Origin of the sequence: Chamaesiphon sp. VAR_48_metabat_403 (assembly GCF_031422475.1) — a bacterium.
In the GTDB taxonomy this organism is placed as follows: Bacteria; Cyanobacteriota; Cyanobacteriia; order Cyanobacteriales; family Chamaesiphonaceae; genus Chamaesiphon.
This window is the reverse complement of the sequence record NZ_JANPLS010000026.1, coordinates 1-17,219: the sequence shown is the minus strand read 5'-3', so window position 1 is coordinate 17,219 and position 17,219 is coordinate 1. Positions and strand designations below refer to the sequence as shown.

At 45.8% G+C, this 17,219-nt stretch carries 20 protein-coding genes; 8 read left to right on the top strand and 12 right to left on the bottom strand.

Going from position 1 to position 17,219, the window contains the following annotated elements:
- Positions 1–56 precede the first annotated feature (56 nt).
- The 3 genes from RMO79_RS01480 to RMO79_RS01470 form a co-directional block, all read right to left on the bottom strand.
- Entirely contained in the window at positions 57–2,330 is a 2,274-nt protein-coding gene (locus tag RMO79_RS01480) for a molybdopterin cofactor-binding domain-containing protein (protein WP_310481281.1), read from the bottom strand.
- Complete coding sequence (locus RMO79_RS01475; protein WP_310481280.1) at positions 2,327–2,791, bottom strand: 2Fe-2S iron-sulfur cluster-binding protein; 465 nt, start codon at positions 2,789–2,791, stop codon at positions 2,327–2,329. The genes RMO79_RS01480 and RMO79_RS01475 overlap by 4 nt, the downstream gene beginning before the upstream one ends.
- Positions 2,792–3,083: 292 nt before the next feature.
- Positions 3,084–3,230, bottom strand: coding sequence for a hypothetical protein (locus RMO79_RS01470; protein WP_310481279.1), 147 nt, complete (start codon positions 3,228–3,230; stop codon positions 3,084–3,086).
- A gap of 133 nt (positions 3,231–3,363) precedes the next feature.
- Between RMO79_RS01470 and RMO79_RS01465 the strand changes: the two genes are divergently transcribed.
- The 4 genes from RMO79_RS01465 to RMO79_RS01450 all read left to right on the top strand — a co-directional run bounded on the left by RMO79_RS01465 (position 3,364) and on the right by RMO79_RS01450 (position 5,567).
- Positions 3,364–3,564, top strand: a complete 201-nt coding sequence (locus RMO79_RS01465; RefSeq protein ID WP_310481278.1) for a hypothetical protein — start codon at positions 3,364–3,366, stop codon at positions 3,562–3,564.
- A 200-nt stretch (positions 3,565–3,764) separates the two neighbouring features.
- Positions 3,765–4,001 (top strand): hypothetical protein, encoded by a 237-nt coding sequence (locus tag RMO79_RS01460; RefSeq protein WP_310481277.1) that lies wholly within the window; start codon positions 3,765–3,767, stop codon positions 3,999–4,001.
- Positions 4,002–4,344: 343 nt separating this feature from the next.
- Complete coding sequence (locus tag RMO79_RS01455) at positions 4,345–4,905, top strand: YdeI/OmpD-associated family protein (RefSeq protein WP_310481276.1); 561 nt, start codon at positions 4,345–4,347, stop codon at positions 4,903–4,905.
- Positions 4,902–5,567 (top strand): GNAT family N-acetyltransferase, encoded by a 666-nt coding sequence (locus tag RMO79_RS01450; RefSeq protein ID WP_310481275.1) that lies wholly within the window; start codon positions 4,902–4,904, stop codon positions 5,565–5,567. Before RMO79_RS01455 ends, RMO79_RS01450 begins: the two co-directional genes overlap by 4 nt.
- 478 nt (positions 5,568–6,045) lie before the next feature.
- Here RMO79_RS01450 and RMO79_RS01445 read toward each other — a convergent pair whose 3' ends face one another.
- From RMO79_RS01445 to RMO79_RS01435, 3 genes are all read right to left on the bottom strand, one after another.
- Positions 6,046–7,494, bottom strand: coding sequence for an LCP family protein (locus RMO79_RS01445; RefSeq protein WP_310481274.1), 1,449 nt, complete (start codon positions 7,492–7,494; stop codon positions 6,046–6,048).
- 122 nt (positions 7,495–7,616) lie between these two features.
- Positions 7,617–8,015 (bottom strand): hypothetical protein, encoded by a 399-nt coding sequence (locus tag RMO79_RS01440; RefSeq protein ID WP_310481273.1) that lies wholly within the window; start codon positions 8,013–8,015, stop codon positions 7,617–7,619.
- Positions 8,016–8,247: 232 nt separating this feature from the next.
- Positions 8,248–9,831 (bottom strand): S8 family serine peptidase, encoded by a 1,584-nt coding sequence (locus RMO79_RS01435; protein ID WP_396136491.1) that lies wholly within the window; start codon positions 9,829–9,831, stop codon positions 8,248–8,250.
- Positions 9,832–10,148: 317 nt separating this feature from the next.
- On the opposite strand from RMO79_RS01435, the gene psaM reads away from it, so the two are divergent.
- The 3 genes from psaM to RMO79_RS01420 all read left to right on the top strand — a co-directional run bounded on the left by psaM (position 10,149) and on the right by RMO79_RS01420 (position 11,391).
- A complete protein-coding gene (gene psaM, locus RMO79_RS01430) occupies positions 10,149–10,238 on the top strand; it encodes a photosystem I reaction center subunit XII (protein WP_310481271.1) in 90 nt (29 codons plus the stop codon).
- Between the two features lie 176 nt (positions 10,239–10,414).
- Positions 10,415–10,903, top strand: a complete 489-nt coding sequence (locus RMO79_RS01425; protein ID WP_310481270.1) for a hypothetical protein — start codon at positions 10,415–10,417, stop codon at positions 10,901–10,903.
- A gap of 50 nt (positions 10,904–10,953) precedes the next feature.
- Complete coding sequence (locus RMO79_RS01420) at positions 10,954–11,391, top strand: RDD family protein (RefSeq protein ID WP_310481269.1); 438 nt, start codon at positions 10,954–10,956, stop codon at positions 11,389–11,391.
- Between the two features lie 16 nt (positions 11,392–11,407).
- Here the strand turns inward: RMO79_RS01420 and RMO79_RS01415 are convergent, their stop codons facing one another.
- From RMO79_RS01415 to RMO79_RS01405, 3 genes are all read right to left on the bottom strand, one after another.
- Positions 11,408–12,274 (bottom strand): hypothetical protein, encoded by an 867-nt coding sequence (locus RMO79_RS01415; RefSeq protein ID WP_310481268.1) that lies wholly within the window; start codon positions 12,272–12,274, stop codon positions 11,408–11,410.
- A gap of 289 nt (positions 12,275–12,563) precedes the next feature.
- Entirely contained in the window at positions 12,564–12,734 is a 171-nt protein-coding gene (locus tag RMO79_RS01410) for a hypothetical protein (RefSeq protein WP_310481267.1), read from the bottom strand.
- Positions 12,735–12,797: 63 nt separating this feature from the next.
- On the bottom strand, positions 12,798–13,439 hold the full coding sequence (locus RMO79_RS01405) for an L-threonylcarbamoyladenylate synthase (protein ID WP_310481266.1): 642 nt from the start codon (positions 13,437–13,439) through the stop codon (positions 12,798–12,800).
- Between the two features lie 105 nt (positions 13,440–13,544).
- Between RMO79_RS01405 and larC the strand changes: the two genes are divergently transcribed.
- Positions 13,545–15,035: a nickel pincer cofactor biosynthesis protein LarC gene (larC, locus tag RMO79_RS01400; protein WP_310481265.1), complete on the top strand. Its 1,491-nt coding sequence runs from the start codon at positions 13,545–13,547 to the stop codon at positions 15,033–15,035.
- 1 nt (position 15,036) lies between these two features.
- Here larC and RMO79_RS01395 read toward each other — a convergent pair whose 3' ends face one another.
- From RMO79_RS01395 to RMO79_RS01385, 3 genes are all read right to left on the bottom strand, one after another.
- Positions 15,037–15,423 carry a VOC family protein gene (locus RMO79_RS01395; protein ID WP_310481264.1) on the bottom strand — a complete coding sequence of 129 codons (387 nt, stop codon included), beginning with the start codon at positions 15,421–15,423 and terminating at the stop codon, positions 15,037–15,039.
- 62 nt (positions 15,424–15,485) lie between these two features.
- Entirely contained in the window at positions 15,486–15,857 is a 372-nt protein-coding gene (locus RMO79_RS01390; RefSeq protein ID WP_310481263.1) for a DUF1257 domain-containing protein, read from the bottom strand.
- Positions 15,858–15,896: 39 nt separating this feature from the next.
- Positions 15,897–17,219: AAA family ATPase (locus RMO79_RS01385; protein ID WP_310481262.1), on the bottom strand; the 1,323-nt coding region annotated here is incomplete at its 5' end.

Sequence of the window (17,219 nt, the reverse complement as noted above, 5' to 3'; positions counted from 1 at the left end):
CGATCGATCGATCCCACAATGGCGATAGGCACTCAAAATAGCTGACAAACTATTCATCACGATTTGAGCTGAAGCGGTAAATCTCGCAATCGCTGACCCGTCAAGGCAAACACCGCATTAGCAACAGCGGCGGCAACAGGGCCGATTACAGGTTCCCCCATGCCTTGGGGGTCGAGATCGCTGGCGACAAAATGCACGTCAATTTGCGGCGGAGTTTGGGACAACCGCAGGATCGGGTAATCATCAAAATTCTGCTGAGTAACTGCGCCGTTCTCGATCGTAACTTGCTCGATCAGAGTACTGGATAATCCCATCACCACCGAGCCACGAGCTTGCAGAGCTGCCCCATTGGGATTGACTACCAATCCTGGATCGATCGCAATTACGACACGAGTTACTTGGATCGGCTGGGCTGGCATCGAATACGGCTGAGGTAAGCCAATGTCTTTGACAGGATTGGAACTTTGGATCGCTGGCGGCGATTTCGATCGTTCGCTACCGCCACCCACCTGAACTTCCATCACCATTGCTACAGCAGTATTGTTGGAAAAACTACAGGCTACCCCACGCGCTGTGCCCGTCAGCAGTGCTTTTGTCCATTGGCTCTTGGTTCTAACTTCCTCTAGTACAGCTTTGAGGCGTTTGCCCTGCTCGGTAGTAGGTAAGTTTAGCAGTCGAAACTCGATCGGATCGACTTTAACACTATAGGCGAGTTCGTCGGTGAAACTTTCCAGGGCAAAAACGTGAGGAAATAGCCCTATACCTCGCCATAACCCTGTAGGAATGGGTAAATTGATTAAACGGGTATGAACGCGATAATTGGCAATCTCATAGGGGCTGAATAACCCGCTGAAAATGCCTAGATCGATCTGATAGCCAGCCGCCAGAATTTGCCCGACGATCGGGGGGTCTAAACGCCCAGTCAGGATGTCCCCACTCGCCACAGTATGTTCGATCGCGACAATCCGACCTTTGGGATCGACATTACCCCGTAAGACAGCATGGGAAGGCTGACGGTAAAGACTATTCTGCATTTCTTCTTTGCGTGTCCACGTCACCTGAACGGGGACACCTGCCGCCTGAGATAGCCGCGCTGCCTCCACAACTGCGGTTTGATTGCCTTTGCGCCCAAAACTACCGCCCATTTGCATTCCATGTACGACAATTGGGCGATCCTTCCCAAAAGCTTGCTCCAGTGCAGCCACTTCCAGGGATACATCCTGGGTTGATACCCAAGCTTCGATCGTCTTCTGACCCATATCCACCAGTGCTGTTAAAGGTTCGAGATGAGCATGAGCCGCCAGGGGTGTGCGATATGCGGCTACTACCGGATTTTTCAGAGCCTCATTTACATCCCCTCGCACCCGCACCACCGTTCCTTCACCAGCCTTCGCCGTCACCAATCGATCGAGTTCCGACTGGCTAATATTACTGCCATTGACGTACTCTAGCTGCAATTTTGCCAGGGCATTCCAGGCGCGAGTGCGGGTATCGGCAACTACCCCCGCAAAATTATTGGCAATGTCAATGACAACTTTTTTCACTCCAGGCATCAAGGCAACATCGCCAGGATTAGCCGATTTCAGCGTCGCGCCAAACTGGGGCGAACGCGCCACCGCACCAAACATCATCTTGGGCACTCGCGCCTGCATTCCATATTGAGTTTTGCCCAGTACTTTGTCACGCACATCCACCCTGGGAGTATTTTTGCCAATCTTGGTAAAATTCTGGCGAGACTTTAATTTTACTGCTGTTGGTTCGACCCATTCACCTATTTTTGCCGCAACAATTTTGCTGTATTCAAGTTGGCGATCGGGTTTATTTTGAATAAAGCAAGCACCCTTTGCCGCCACAATTTTGGATACAGGCACACCGAATTGTGTTGCCGCTTCAATCCGCAACATTTCGCGCAGATTTGCGGCTGCTTGGCGCAACGGATTGTACAAACTAGTGGTCGAACTACTGCCATAGGTACCGTACAAATTATCAAAACCCTGGCTCGAATTTGCCACCACAATCTGCAATTGTGTGGGTTCGAGTTCGAGTTCTTCGGCGGCTAATTGGGCCATCATCGATTGCACTCCCTGCCCCATTTCACCTTTTGGCACATACAAGGTCACGCCCTGCTGTGGATCGATCCCAAACCACAGCAGGGGTTTGCTCGGTCCAGATCCACCACCAGCTTCGGTGGCAATCCCATCGACCAAGCTGGGAATAATTGCTTTTAAACCCCCATATACGCCCACACCCAACACCCCCAGGGTGCCAGCACCAATTAATAAAAACCGTCGCCGTGTTACTCTCCATTTCAGCTTGGGCGGGCGGTTCATACCTGACCTCGCATTAATTTACTAGCCCGTAAAACATTTTTACGAATGTTATTATAGCCACCACAACGACACAAATTTATGTCCATCGCCGCATCAATTTCGGCTGGATTGGGATTAGGATTTTTGTTGAGAAATGCCACCGCCGTCATGATATGTCCAGTCATACAATAACAACACTGCAACGGATTTTCGAGAAAGGCTTGCTGCACGGGATGTAAAGTGTCACCATGCGCCAATCCTTCCAGGGTAATTAAATCTCGATCGACTACTTGAGCCGCACTGATTTGACACGATCGAATCGCAACATTATCAGCCAAAACAGTACAGCTACCACACCAGCCTGCACCGCACCCGTACCGAGTGCCATTGAGTTCTAAAGTATCGTGAAGTGTCCAGATCAGCAGCTCATCATCGCGATCGTCGGGGATAGCTGCGGTTTTTCCATTGAGCTTTAACTGCACAATCTTGCTCCTCGATCGATAGCTATATAAATTCTGTGGGGATTACTCGATAGTCAGTCAGCACAGTCTATCACAATATAGAGTAAAAGATTAAGCAACGATTTTGCAAGCATTATCGATCGCACTATGCACAAAAGCAGAATCTGTAATCGTTAGTGGTACTACCATTCACGAAGTACTTTCTACTGGCAAATCGTCTAGGTAAATGACAATTTCGCTAAATTATCGCTTTGCATAAGCAATAATTGAAACACCTAAAAACACTACGATCGCCCCAACAATTCGAGTGGGACTAGCCGGATACTTTGTCAAACCCAGCACACCGTACTTGCATCGGCTCGCCGATATAGCGTCGCAGTAAGGTATTGAGCGCGACTTGAATCGGGATAAAAGTCCCCCCAATCAGTGCCGCGAGTAGGTAGACGATCCGTTCGTTCACAGTGGAGCCTCATATCGACTTATTCACGATACCATCTCGTTTTAGCTAGCAACTCCAGACAAATCTCGAAAATCTGGATAGCTGCTGTACCGATCGCAGATCGATCGAGGGTTACGATTAGGCGAGGAAAATTGTGGCGATAATGGTGATTATCTCGATCGATACAGGATTACTTTCACTAAGACACGCCAGATCCCGCAGATGCGATTCTCTTGCAGAGAGGCTACGCCAACGAGATATTGGGTGCGTATCCATGTGGTTTATTGCCCACCGCAGCACCGCCATGAATCATGCCCTGAATTTCACGATCGAAAAAGCTGTAGGGAAACTGTGATTCAGGACGACTGAAGGCTTTTAGTCATGCTCTCATAACTAAAAGCCTAAATTCCCAATCTAAACGATCGCGATTCTCTTTCTGCTAAGGCAGACGCTCTGCGAACAGAGATACTACACGATTGGTTGGCTTTCTGACGTTCACGAAGTGTTGCCTACTGGCAAATCGAAACTCTGTCAAAATCGGCTGTAGCTCACCTCGTGCGATCGCCCCAGCTACAATATATTTGGGAGCCTGAATATTTGAGTTTAGACTACAGTACCAATCGAAAGGAGCGTGTCACTGCCTTTGTTAACGATCCCCTGGCTAAAACCCTGACGATCGATTCTCGTCAAAACTTCATCATTACCGCAGTTGCCTGTAGTGGATTTATTACTTTATTGATGTGTTTCATTTTAAAAGATGCCTGGATCGATCCTCGGCTCAAGAGAAGATAATCTCAATGCAACGCGCATTTACGGAGTGCTAGTAGTGGCAACGAAAGCATCTTTAAAGGACGACGCGATTCTCTTTCAGAGACGCTCCGCGAACGAGTGGTGCTGGCAACGAAGTATTCCCTCAACACCGACCCAACGAACCCCAATGCGGGGGGAATCACCGCCGCAGCCTAGTTACAGCCGTAGAAGCTAGCTTGCAGCGACTCCAAACCGATTATATCGATTTCCCCACAATTTCATTGAGTTGGATATGTATCGTCGTGTCTTAGGTGGCGATACTCAGATTGACTCTGGGTTTAGTGTTTACTAGTAACAACACAACCTATACATAGAGTGAGGCTTAATGAACATTACTAACACTATTAAGCCGAAAAACAGAACCCAGTGGCGAGAATGGTTGGGAGAACACCACCAAAAACTCACAGAAATTTGGTTATTATCAGACGATCGATCTGAAGAGCCAACAGTGATATATCTTGATGCAGTAGAAGAAGCCATTTGTTGTGGTTGGATTGACGGTATCCAAAAACGATTCTCGACCCATGAACTCGCTCAAAGATTCACACCCCGAAAACAGCGCAGCAATTGGACAGAACTAAATAAAGAACGCGCTCGTCGTCTGATTCGACTGGAATTAATGATTGAGGCTGGCAGTGCAACACTTCCCGATTTGGATGTGAAATTTATTGTTGCCGAAGATATTCTGGCGGCACTGAAAAACAAACCTGCGGCTTGGGCTAATTTTCTAGAGTTCCCCGATTTGTATCTTCGGGTACGGATCGGCTACATCGAAGAAATGCGTAAGAATCCGATTGAATTTGAACGGAGACTTCAGAATTTTGTGAATAAAACCGCTGATGATAAAATGTTTGGCAATTGGAATGATGGAGGAAGACTGCTATGAATCAGCCTAACTTAACCTTTCGGCGGGCAAATCCAGATGATTTAGATTTTGTGTCTTACTGTAACTACACAGCCAGTTCGCCGTCACCAGGTTTCTGCTATTGGGATTCATTGATTGAAGATTTTGGAATAGAGACAATGGCTTTTATTCGACAAGCTATTGCGTTGGATGTGCTAGCATGGTGCCGGATTTCAGACTTTATTATTGCAGAAAACAACGGAATACCCGTAGCTGGAGCATCTTGTTTTGTCATGAGCCAAGATGATTATCGTCCGATCGATCTCAAAAACATCCGAAAGCTATACAGTTTACTAGAATGGAGAAGCGATCGAATCAAACAATTTGAGGAGAAATATCAAAATGTTTGGTACAATCCAAAAGACGAAACTCTAAAAGCATCAGGAAATTGGACGGTTGAATGTGTCGTAGTTGTCGAGCAATTTCGAGGACAAGGAATTAGCAAAAATTTAATGAATTACATCATTAAAGAAGCACGAGCAGCAGAGATTGAAAGTATCGGTATCTCTGTGACAATCGGCAATGAGATTGCCGAGCGACTTTATTTATCTGTAGGTTTTCAAAAGTACATAACTTTTTTTAGTGAGTACTATTTCAACCAATTTCCAGGAACAGCAAAATTCAGGCTTAGGTTATTTGACTAATAACTCAGCTTCAGATATTTTTAATTGGGTTTGAGGCTTGAGTTAAACACAGAAAATAGTAATCAGAGGTAACAACATGACAACTAATAAACGAGCATTAGTCACTGGCGGCAATCGTGGCATTGGTTTCGCGATTCTCCAAAAAGGAGAGGCTACGCCAACGCTCAAGGTTTAATCAATCTTAATTACGAAGTTATCATCACCGCTCGATCGATCGACTCCGCCAAACAAGCTGCTGAAAAATTAGGTGAAAAAGCAATTCCATTGGAGTTGGATGTGAGCGACGATCTATCTATCGAAAATGCGATGTTCCCATGTGATTTCGACTAAAGTATTCAATGCTTCCCTATTCCAAGGCTTTCCCAACATTCAGCACACGATTTTCCAGGGGAAAGGCTTCGCCAACGAAGATCCAATCGCCGAAAATGACAAATTTGTCTATACTAATCGGACAGCCGGAAACGCTATATTTATGCACCTATTCAGGTTTCTGATTGAGAGATTTATAAGATTGTTCTTTTTGAATCCAGTCGCGACCGAGTTTGATCGTCACATCTGAATAAAGATTGCCAGAACTATCGACTTTTACTTCTCCAAATCCTAACAAACTAGATAAACCTTCGGCGACTTCAGGGTTGCCTTTTTGGGCAATAAACTGACTGGTGGGGAGATCTTCTTTAATTTTGAGATTGGTATCGATATTCACAGTTTGATACCCAGCTTTATTCAACCGTTTAACTAATCTAGCAGTGGCATCGGGGAAGTGACTGGTATCTTGAATATTAATCCTGAGTGTTTCAACTTTAGGTTGTTCCAAAGAAATCGTGCCGTGATCGAAGTATCGCGCCATCATATTTTGAATGCCTTTTTCATTGGGCAACCAATAACTCGTGCCGTGTTTGCCGTCACCATTATAGTCACCTGGCATCATCAACATCTGCATTTTTGATTTACCATTTTGCATCGAGAATCCGCCTAGTGCGAGTAATTCTTCGACGGTAAGATTGGTATCGACTTGTTTTTGAATTACGGAAAATATTTGTGGAATGCGCGTAATTGTCATCGGGTTGAGCGATTGTTCTAGTAATGCTTTGACGACCATTTGTTGGCGTTGCATTCTGCCGATATCGCCATTTGCATCATTACGGTAACGCAACAATCCTAATAACTTCATGCCATCGAGATGTTGTTTTCCCGCTTTGAGATTGACATAAAAATGTTGGGAATCATCTTGATATTTAATATCTTTAGGGACGGTAACTGTTACGCCGCCTAATTCGTCAACGAGTTTGGCAACACCTAAATTATTGACGCGGATATAACGATCGATCGCGACACCACCTAAAACCTTACTTACTTCTTTCGCTGCTGCTGCTGGGCCGCTTTCCCGATCGACTGCGTTAATTTTTTCGATGCCTCTGCCAGTTCGATCGATCTTCGTATCGCGGGGAATACCTAAAAAGATCGTACGTTTGGTTTGCGGATCGAATCGGAGTAACATGATCGTATCAGATAAGCCATCTAACGAGTCAACTTCCGCATCATATTTATTTTTTTTGCGTTCGTCACCAGTGTTAGTTTTGACATCCGAAATATTAGTTTTAATCCCTAATAACAGAATATTGACTGGCTTAGATACTTCTGGTACTTGTAATAAACTCCTAGAGAAAGCTTCCTTGCCATTTTGCTTGAAGAATGCGTCATCTGCTGCGGATAAAGTGCGCTGTTGCAATGGTGCCGAAGTTAGTGAAACCGCTAAAAAAGCTCCAGCGGCAGCCGATAACGCGCCGATACTCCCCAAACCCAACCACAACCATAAAGGCATTCTGCGTCGCTTTTTAGCGGACTGACGACGCACCATTTGGGGATTGGGTTTATTCGATTTGCGGCGTTGCCGATCTACTTTTCTAACTTCCACTTTACTCACAGTTTAATAGGGTGGGTGGTTTTAATAATCATTGACGTAGGGATGACCGATCGACGGGTGCTAATCTGTTAGTCGCCGGGTTAAGCTTACACTAAATTGTTGGCATCTGGAACCGGATAACCTCACTTAGACCGAATCGTACGTTCTGCTAGCGAACTAAATCCGGGCAAGCGCAGAGATTTCTTTTGCCAGAGTAGCATCATTAGCCACAAACTCGTTGTGAAATAGCCAGATGTGACTAACCCATTCAGAAATAACAGTCGCAACCCAGTTGCGGAAGATCCGGATAAATCTGCACCGATATTTAAACTGAAATAGGTACTCAACCAAGCCAAAGCCAGGAAAATTGACAAGCGACATACTGCCAATTGTCTGTCATTGCGTTGGCGACGGTAAATCGCCCACATTGAAGGTAGTACTCCTATGACGGGCGTGAGGTAGAGAAATGTTTCCAAGCGATCGAGTACGTGGTTATCTAAGTCGCGCGTTGATGCTGGGGACGTATCGGGCAATGATGTCATCGGTTACGATCCTGGTACTACTAATATTTTTTTCTCCATATATTTAAAATCCCCATTTTTTGGCAATTTTGCACGATGTAACTAAAATTTATTGAAAAATAGGGGTAAGGTGTCGATCGCGAGCTAATTACATAACTATATTTTGGAATCTGTTGTCTTACATCTGCCTGAATGTAGATGTTGGCCTAATTGTCTCAGTACTCAATCACTGCCCACAAGTGCCAAAAGTCATTTATTTGGCAGGAACAGTCCACCAGGCGATCGCGTAGTCTTGGCGGGGAAGGTTGACAGCTCGGCGAAAATAGACGCGAATTTTATATTTACCAGGGTCGCGGATTTGATGAAAAATGTGTTGGACGCTATCGACAGCACTTACAGACGACCAGATACTGCGATCGGGATTGTTTTCATCGGCACGCATTAGATACAGATCGAGCTGATTGAGACCGCGATCTCGAAATTTTTCGCCCAGATCGTATTCGCCATTGCCATTAGTATCTTGTAACTCTACCAGTCGATCCCACGCCAGCGTAATCGAAACCCAGCTATTTTCGACTACAGGTCGATCGAGGAAATAATCTCGATATTCGCCAGTATTTACCGATCGATAATCCCACCCGATCGCGGGGACGGGCAGTGTTTCGGAGTACTGTCCGGGGCTAAACTGTTGGTAAGCCCGAAATGCATTTAAATGACCCGCACCCAATTGATAATCGAGCGGAATCTGACGATTCTCCAAAGGAGAGGCTCCGCCAACGCGATCGACTGCTGATTCCGTCCAATCGCGGTTATTTTTAGCCAGTAGCGTCCGCGTCATCCCCAATCGCAAACCGTCGCCTGTATCTTGAATTTTGTCCGCAGCGTTTAACAGCACGGCTTTCATCACCTGATGGCGGCGTGAATCGAGACTCCAACGGGGACGAACGGCAACATCCAGTCGTTGTTTCTGCCGCAATTGGCGATCGCCAAATTCCTGTAATAAAGCGATCGTACCCGTAACATGCGGTGAGGCAAAACTAGTCCCATTAACCGTAGTGGCTTTACCTGCTAAGTTATACAGCCGGAGATTGCCCCCTGGAGCTACTAACCCGATCGACCGACGATTGCCGACATTAATCTCGCGACTCTCGATACTTTTGGCAGTACCGATTGGTGCTTCACTCAGATTGGCAAAATCTAACTTGCGATAAATACCCTGACGGAGCGTGGAATAAGCAACATTAATCCCGTTATAGTTATCCGTCGGAATGGAAATGCCGCCCTTGCCTTGATTTCCGGCGACTGCATACATCACATTATGTACTCGCGCCGACCAATCCAAACATTGGGTAAATAACGCATTCCCATCTAACTTAGCATTAGGTCGCGGATCGCGGTCTAAAGGCTCGCCAAAGCTGAGATTAATAGCCCGAACGTCTCCACCATTCTGACTGGCAACATGCTGCATCGAGAGGCATTCTTCAGGCTGTCCAGCGACTCTGGGCAATCCCACCGCACTAGCATATAAACGTGCGCCCGGTGCGACTCCAGGATATCTTTTATCTTGACTAATCATCACAGAGGCTACCATCGTCGCGTGTTGCTCGACGTTGGTATTAGCTTTGGCGAAGCTATTTTGATAAAAAATCTGTTCGAGCTTGAATTTGGGCTGTTGGGCGGCTTTATCCCAGCCAAACTGTGCCGGACGACCGACTTCTACTTGACCGATCGCAATTTTTTTACCAGTCAGATTATATGGAGCTTGATGTAATTTTAGGGCATCAATACCCGCACTACCGACAGAGTTGGCGGTTGATAGTGCCCAACTAGGTGTCATGATACTCACGATCGCCGTACCGATGGCGATTTGTTGCCAGTGTTTAATCGACAAGCTGCTCTGCCTTTAGATGAGGGGACGGGGGGACTGGGAGACTGGGAGACGGGGGTAAAGCATAGATATATAAATATTCCCTATCCCCTTTCTCCTACTTCACTCGGAATCTTGGGTATGGTGCCAGATGTAAGAATGTGAAGATCGATTATACATAGATTTGAGGGGATCGCTTTCTACATTTTGTTACAGGATCGCCTGACCGACCTAAAATTATTGCAAACTGTGTACAGGTAAAATCCCTGTGTTTGGAGGAAACTCTCATGTCTGATACTCAAGTTTTTGTAGCTTTGGCGATCGCGCTGATTCCTGGTTTGTTGGCATTGCGCCTTTCGACAGAGTTATACAAATAAATACGCGTTCCGATCGACCGATCGATCTGGCTTTTTAGACGATTGACTGGGACGTAATTAATACTGCGTCCCAATTTTTTAACGTAAGCCCTCAAAAATTCCATCAACATTGTGGAAAATTTGATGTGACAAGCCGTATAATTAGATAAAATTTCGATTGGGTTATACTACTTAACATGAATGCACTCCCTTCTTTCGATCCGCCCAAGCACCGCCCGCCATCGCGTAAATCTAGCCGCGCGAGATCGACACAGATGGGAACGAGTACTTTAGAGCCGAGTATCTCTACCACGCATTCCACTACAACAACGGCGCGATCTCATCGGGTGCGATCGAAACCAACTTACGCTCATCGTCGCCAAGGATTGGAAGTCGCTACCAAATTAGTTACCTACTCGACCCTATCAGTTTTTGGCATCATTACGCTAGTTAATTCGATCGGTTACCATTACGTGCAGCAGAGCAAATTACAGCACATCGAAACAGAAGTGCAAGATGCAAAAATCCGTGCGGATAAAGTCAATACTAACTTCACTCGTTCGTTCGATCCGCATTCACAAGCCAGTGTTATGCAAGAAAATAGCTATAAAGTCGCACCCGATCGACTGCCAATTTTTCTGGTTAATCCCGAAACAGATCGATCTTCTTCAACCGGACGCAAATAGTAGTTGCAGATCGAATCCGATCGCTATTTAGCCAATTCAATGTAAGTCAGATGAGAACGCCAGAACCTAATCTAGCCTCGCTAGGCGATCGATTCATAGCTCATTTTATCGATTATATTATTTTTGTTTTAGGTCTAACTTTGTCGGTACTTATAATTGTCATGGCTGCCAACGGTTATGATTTATTATGGGAAATAGTAGGTGTTGTCGGACGGCTATGTCTATTTCCTGTAATTTTCTATCGTCTTTGTGCGGATGGTTTAGAGGGCGGACAAAGTTATGGCAAGCGATTGATGAAAATCTGCGTCATCGATGCCACCTCTGGTAAACCTTGTACTTTTCTAAAATCTCTAATCCGCCAGATTCCATCATTGTTCCTAGGTATTATCGATGCTGTATTCATCTTTTCCCAATCCAGACAAAGACTCGGCGATACGATCGCCAATACAATCGTAGTACATAAACCACCGCGATCGAGTAATTATTAAATCTTTTTCCTAAAGCCTATTTCCAGTTATTGACAAATTCTAATCCCTTATCTCGTCCGTGATGATAGACAGATACTAACCCTGCGGGGGTGGCTTTGGTAAAGTCTACACCTAATTCTTTGAGGTGAACATCGGGACGAATGATGTGGATGCGGACATCGCGAACTTGGCGGGGAATCGGCTCGATATGAAACATATCTCGATACATCGTACCTGGCTCATTGGCGATCGCGATCGTTTCGCTATATCCTGCTGCTACCATTGCTAGTACCGGACACAAACAAGTGTAAGCAGCATCTACATAAGGTTTACCATCGATCCATGCGGGAATATCCCAAGCGTGCATAATCCGCGAAGATGCATAAGCAACCGCCGGAAAGTTATTGGGTGTAATGCGGTGGTGCGGTTCGGGATGGTGAGTACTAAATAGCGTAAATCGTAAATTGGCATTTACCCAACTGCGATCTTGATTAACTGAAGCTCTGAGTAAACTTTTACCTAAATCTCTAGCCAGAGCCGTCTGAGTTTGAGCTGCGGCGGTGGGATTAGTTACGGCATTTGTGGCAATATATAGTGCTGGACTGTGAGGTTGATATAAATCCGATCGCAACTGTTTGCTGAAGATGCGAATGCCCCGCTGAACTATTTTGCTCATATTTTGCTGGGGTTGTGCCAATGCCGATAACCCAGCTAACCAATAGTCTACCCCTAATTTACTCGCTTGACCGATTGCTGCCCAACTCGCCGGAATTACTGACGATGATGCTGCTGCATACGCATCAGCTACGATGCCAGCTTCTTCTAGCGCAGTCAACACTCCATGAGCAAAAGCTCCTTTAAAGCTCCCTACCGGAGTTGCGATCGCCAAAGATTTTCGATTCACTGTACACTTTTAACACGAATTTAACCGATTCCTATTTTACGGTTAATTCTGGCTTCGATAATAGTCGCCTCAGTCTAGAGCTAGTTTTAACTGGGATCTATCGATAACGATCCATAATTTTTGACACTTCCCACACCCCCAGCTCCCCGCCATATCTAAGCCGATCGTCTTGTCTTACGATCGTAAAAATTGTAACTTTAAATTTCACCAGTTATAATTTATCGATAATAGTATGTAAAAATAAATAACTATACCAACCGAAAGTCATTGATATGAAAAATCCCTCAACTTACATCGCCAGTATTTCCACGATCGCCATCGGTCTACTATGCTCGGTAAATTTAACTTTATTCGCCGCTTCTGCCGATGCGGCATGTCGCCCTACTGGTAAAGTAGTGGCTGGTCGTGCGGTGTTGAGATGCACTGGTGCGACTAGATGCCGTCCGACTGGACGTTTCAAAACTGTCAGGGGCGTACGCTACCAAATTTTAAACTGTCCGCGCTAATCGATAATTCGATCGACTTATAGCCAAGCAGCCACTTCAGCCCAGCCTAGACCCTCCCGAATTACTTCGGGAGGGTCTATTGTCATATCTAACATTGTCGAGCCTTCCATCCCCGGTTCCGAGCCATCATCGATAATAATATCGACTAACTTATCCAATCGATCGAACAACCTAGCTTTTTCGATAATCTCCACTCGTTCGTAGTCATCCTCGTCGCTAACGTGTGCGGATGCCGAAATTATTGGATTGCCCAAATTTTCTAACAGGCTCTGACATAGAACGTGTTTGGGAACTCGAATTCCTGTCGTTTTGCGTTTGGGATCTTGGACGAGTTTAGGGACGAGTTTGGTAGCTGGTAGAATAAAGGTATAAGTCCCCGGTATCAAGTGTTTCATCAATCGATATGCCGGATCGGACACCACTGCATATTCAGCAATATTCGATAACGACTGACATAAAAAAGTCAATGGTTTATCATTAGACATCCGCTTGATTTGGCGGACTCGATCGACACCGACTTTAGATTTAAGATCGCAACCGATCGCGTACACTGTATCTGTGGGATATAGCATCACCGCACCATTTCTTAATGCGGCAACAATCTCATCGATCTTTCTAATTTGCGGTGTTTGTGGGTGAATTTCGTAAATAATAGCCATGTTTTAGATCTAACGATCGCATAATTAATTATCAGTCGAAATCGCGGTCGATCGACCGCGATCGCAATTAAACGTTAGGTCGGTAACCCAAATTTAAGTTTTCCAATGATTAAAATCGCCTATTTAGAATGTCAAACTGGAATAGCTGGCGATATGTGCTTGGGTGCATTAGTCGATGCTGGCGTACCGATCGAATATTTAAATACCCAGCTCGCTCGATTGGGAATTGCGGCTGAATATCATTTATGGGCACAAAAAGTCGATCGTAATGGGCAAATTGCCACCAAAGTACATGTCGATCTTACCGCCATTCATGCCGCTGCTCCAGTAGAACATCGCGAACATTCCCATCATCCCCACGAACATCCACATCCCCATCCCGCACCAGCTCGGATGGGTGCAACCGCTCCGCCACCACATCCCGAACGCCATCCCCATCCCCATCCCGTAGCTGCGGGACACGCTCATCCTCATCCTCCAGATGCCGGACATCACCACCCCCCTCACGATCGCCAGCACCCATATCCCTCACCAGCCAATCGTTCGAGCGGTGAGCATCACCATCATTACGACACTCCCCAGCGGAACCTGCCCCAGATCGAAAAGCTGATTAATGCAGCAAATTTGCCCGTCAGAGCGACGCAGTGGAGTTTGGACATTTTCCGCCAACTGGCGATCGCCGAGGGTGCAGTCCACGGTATCGACCCATCTGAGGTGCATTTTCATGAAGTCGGTGCGGTCGATGCGATCGTCGATATCGTTGGGACTTGTTTGGGTTTAGATTATCTTGATATTGCTAAAATTTATTGCTCCGCTTTACCGACAGGCGGCGGAACGGTGCGCGCCGCTCACGGAACTTTACCCGTACCCGTCCCCGCCGTACTAAAATTATTTGCATCCCGTCAGGTACCAGTCTATAGCAACCAGATCGATCGAGAGCTAGTCACGCCTACAGGTGCGGCAATTGCTGTCACGCTAGCAACCAAATTTGGCTCGCCTCCAACAATGCAGCTCCAGCAGATCGGTTTGGGTGCAGGGACGATCGAATTACCCATTCCAAATATTTTACGCCTCTGGCTGGGTACTGAAACCACTACTGCGGAATCATGCCCCGTCCGTCCCGAATATCTAGAACAAATCGAAGTATTAACCACCCAAATTGACGATCTCAATCCTCAAGCGATCGGGTACATTTTCGATCTATTATTCGCTGCGGGAGCTGTCGATGTATTCACCCAACCGATCGGCATGAAAAAATCTCGATTGGGAATTTTACTGACAGTTATTTGTCAGTTAGATCGATCGCTTGAATGCGAACAAATCATCTTCAAAGAAACCAGCACTTTAGGAATTCGTCACCTAACACAGACTCGATCGATCCTTCCTAGAGAAATGCAATCTGTCGAAACTAAATATGGTACGGTACATCTTAAAGTTGCCCGGAATAATTTGTTCGAGGACGATCGCATCCTCAACGTCCAACCCGAATATGCTGACTGTGCTAGCCTCGCCCAAACACACCAAGTATCTTGGCAAGAAGTCCATCAATTAGCATTAGTAGCTTGGCACGATCTCAATTCTGGAGATCGATCGTAAATTAGCGTTCGTATATTTCCAGCGGTAAATCGTCTGGATCTTTAAAGAACGTAAATTTCTTGCCAGTAATTTCATCGATTCTAATTGGTTCGACATCAATTCCCTGCGAAACCAAATCATCGACACTTGCAGTTATATCTTCGACTTCAAAAGCGAGATGCCTCAATCCACATGCCTCTGGCTTACTTGGTCTGGGCGGTGGATTGGGGAAAGAAAACAGCTCTATCGTATCGCTCTGGGAAACCTGAAGATCTAATTTATATGAATTGCGATCGCTTCTGAAAGTTTCATTAATCACCGAGAATTTGAGGATGTCTACATAAAACTTTTTTGCCTCGTGATAATTCGAGCAAATTATCGCCACATGATGAATTTTATTTACTTTCACCCGATCCTCTTTGTTTGATTTTTCAGAATAAAGAGCTGATTTATCTGCGTGAAGATAGATCTTTAAATCCATCTCCCGACAACTACCCGCACGCTGCCATCTTCTAGCACTTCTTCGGCTTCAATAGTATAACCTTGATTTTCGGCTGTCTGTAATAGCATCTGATGAGCATATTTTCGTTGAATTTCATTAACAAATTGAGTTCGATCTACACCCGCATACCAATCGGCAATTAGTTCGTAATTATCGCCGCCATCTTTCCGAAACCCGATCTCGCAACCATTCAGATTAATTACATATTCAGCATTAATTTGCTCGCCGCGATCGCCTCGAATCTGGGCATTGACGCTGACATTGTGACCTAGTTGGTTTAAAATATTAGCTAGAATTTTACCGTCTTTAATTTGAACTTTAATAGTTGTAAGATGTGACATACTTAAATTAGTTATTAGTGAAAATTAGTTGCATACTAGTTAGTCTACTTCGAGATGGTCGATACCCCGATAGTTCTTAATTTGGCGTAGTTCTTCAGATAGTTTAGTATCGATCGAAGCTGGACGCGCACCTGCTTGAGAAGCCCATTGTTTGAGGGCTTCAATTTGGGGTTTAGCAATTGTGGCTAATGGTACCGTTTCTTCTAGAGCGCGGATGATATGTTCGGTGTTAAAGTCCGATCGATTGCCTGTAGTTCCGCTACTAAAAGCCTGTTGCATTCCTTCGACGATCGCCTGTTCGATTTCTGCACCGCTATAATCGAGCGAATGTCTTGCTAGTAATTCTAGATCGAATTCTCGCAACCGACTGGGGCGGAGTTTTTGTAAATGTACCCGAAAGATTTCTTGACGTTCGGATTCATTCGGTAAATTCAAGAAAAAGATTTCATCGAATCGCCCTTTCCTTAATAGTTCCGCAGGCAAAATCTGAATATTATTCGCCGTCGCCACCACAAATACCGGACTGGTTTTCTCCTGCATCCAGGTAATCAAACTGCCAAATACCCGCCGACTCGTTCCTGAATCGCCATCGAAACCACTACTGATATTCCCAAACGCTTTATCGATTTCATCCATCCACAAGACGCAAGGAGCCACCGCTTCGACGATCTTTATCATCTGGCGTACCTTACTCTCACTCTCCCCCACTAATCCGCCAAATAATCGCCCCGCATCCAACCGCAACAGCGGCAACCGCCACTCATGAGCGATCGTTTTTGCCGAGAGCGATTTACCCGTGCCCTGAATTCCCGCCAGCAACACCCCTTTAGGATTGGGAATACCATAACGCCTAGCTTCCTCAGTAAAGCTATCCTGACGCATCCTTACCCACTGTTTGAGGTTATCCAAACCGCCGACACTCTTGAGCGATTCGTGGGTGGTATAAAATTCCAGAATCCCCGTCTGACGGATGGCTTGTTGCTTGGCTGCTAATACCCTGTCGATATCTTGCTCGCTGACTTGTTGATTGGCGGCGAGGGAAATAGCTAGTACTCGTTGAATCCGCGCTCGACTCAATCCCTGACAAGCTTTGACGAGTTGCTCTCTACCGAGGGGGGAAAGTTTGAGTTTATCGGGTACGACTAATTGAGAGATCAGATAATCGATTTCATTCGCATCGGGAAGGGGAAAATCGATGGTGGTGGTTTCTTCGATAAATTCTGGCGGTACGTCGAGGGAATAGCTAGTGAGAATTAGGGTTTTGCGGCTGCGTTTGAGTTCGCGGGTGAGATTTTTGATCTCGCGGATAATTGGTATATTTGGGGGTTGGAGCGGCGATTTTAAGATCGGGTGGATGTCTTG

Coding starts and splice junctions, on each gene's coding strand:
- RMO79_RS01450 (WP_310481275.1), top strand. CDS start 4,902: ATGAATCAGCCTAACTTAACCTTTCGGCGGGCAAATCCAGATGATTTA.
- larC (WP_310481265.1), top strand. CDS start 13,545: ATGATTAAAATCGCCTATTTAGAATGTCAAACTGGAATAGCTGGCGAT.
- RMO79_RS01420 (WP_310481269.1), top strand. CDS start 10,954: ATGAGAACGCCAGAACCTAATCTAGCCTCGCTAGGCGATCGATTCATA.
- RMO79_RS01425 (WP_310481270.1), top strand. CDS start 10,415: ATGAATGCACTCCCTTCTTTCGATCCGCCCAAGCACCGCCCGCCATCG.
- RMO79_RS01435 (WP_396136491.1), bottom strand. CDS start 9,831: ATGACACCTAGTTGGGCACTATCAACCGCCAACTCTGTCGGTAGTGCG.
- RMO79_RS01455 (WP_310481276.1), top strand. CDS start 4,345: ATGAACATTACTAACACTATTAAGCCGAAAAACAGAACCCAGTGGCGA.
- psaM (WP_310481271.1), top strand. CDS start 10,149: ATGTCTGATACTCAAGTTTTTGTAGCTTTGGCGATCGCGCTGATTCCT.
- RMO79_RS01480 (WP_310481281.1), bottom strand. CDS start 2,330: ATGAACCGCCCGCCCAAGCTGAAATGGAGAGTAACACGGCGACGGTTT.
- RMO79_RS01405 (WP_310481266.1), bottom strand. CDS start 13,439: ATGGCTATTATTTACGAAATTCACCCACAAACACCGCAAATTAGAAAG.
- RMO79_RS01390 (WP_310481263.1), bottom strand. CDS start 15,857: ATGTCACATCTTACAACTATTAAAGTTCAAATTAAAGACGGTAAAATT.
- RMO79_RS01440 (WP_310481273.1), bottom strand. CDS start 8,015: ATGACATCATTGCCCGATACGTCCCCAGCATCAACGCGCGACTTAGAT.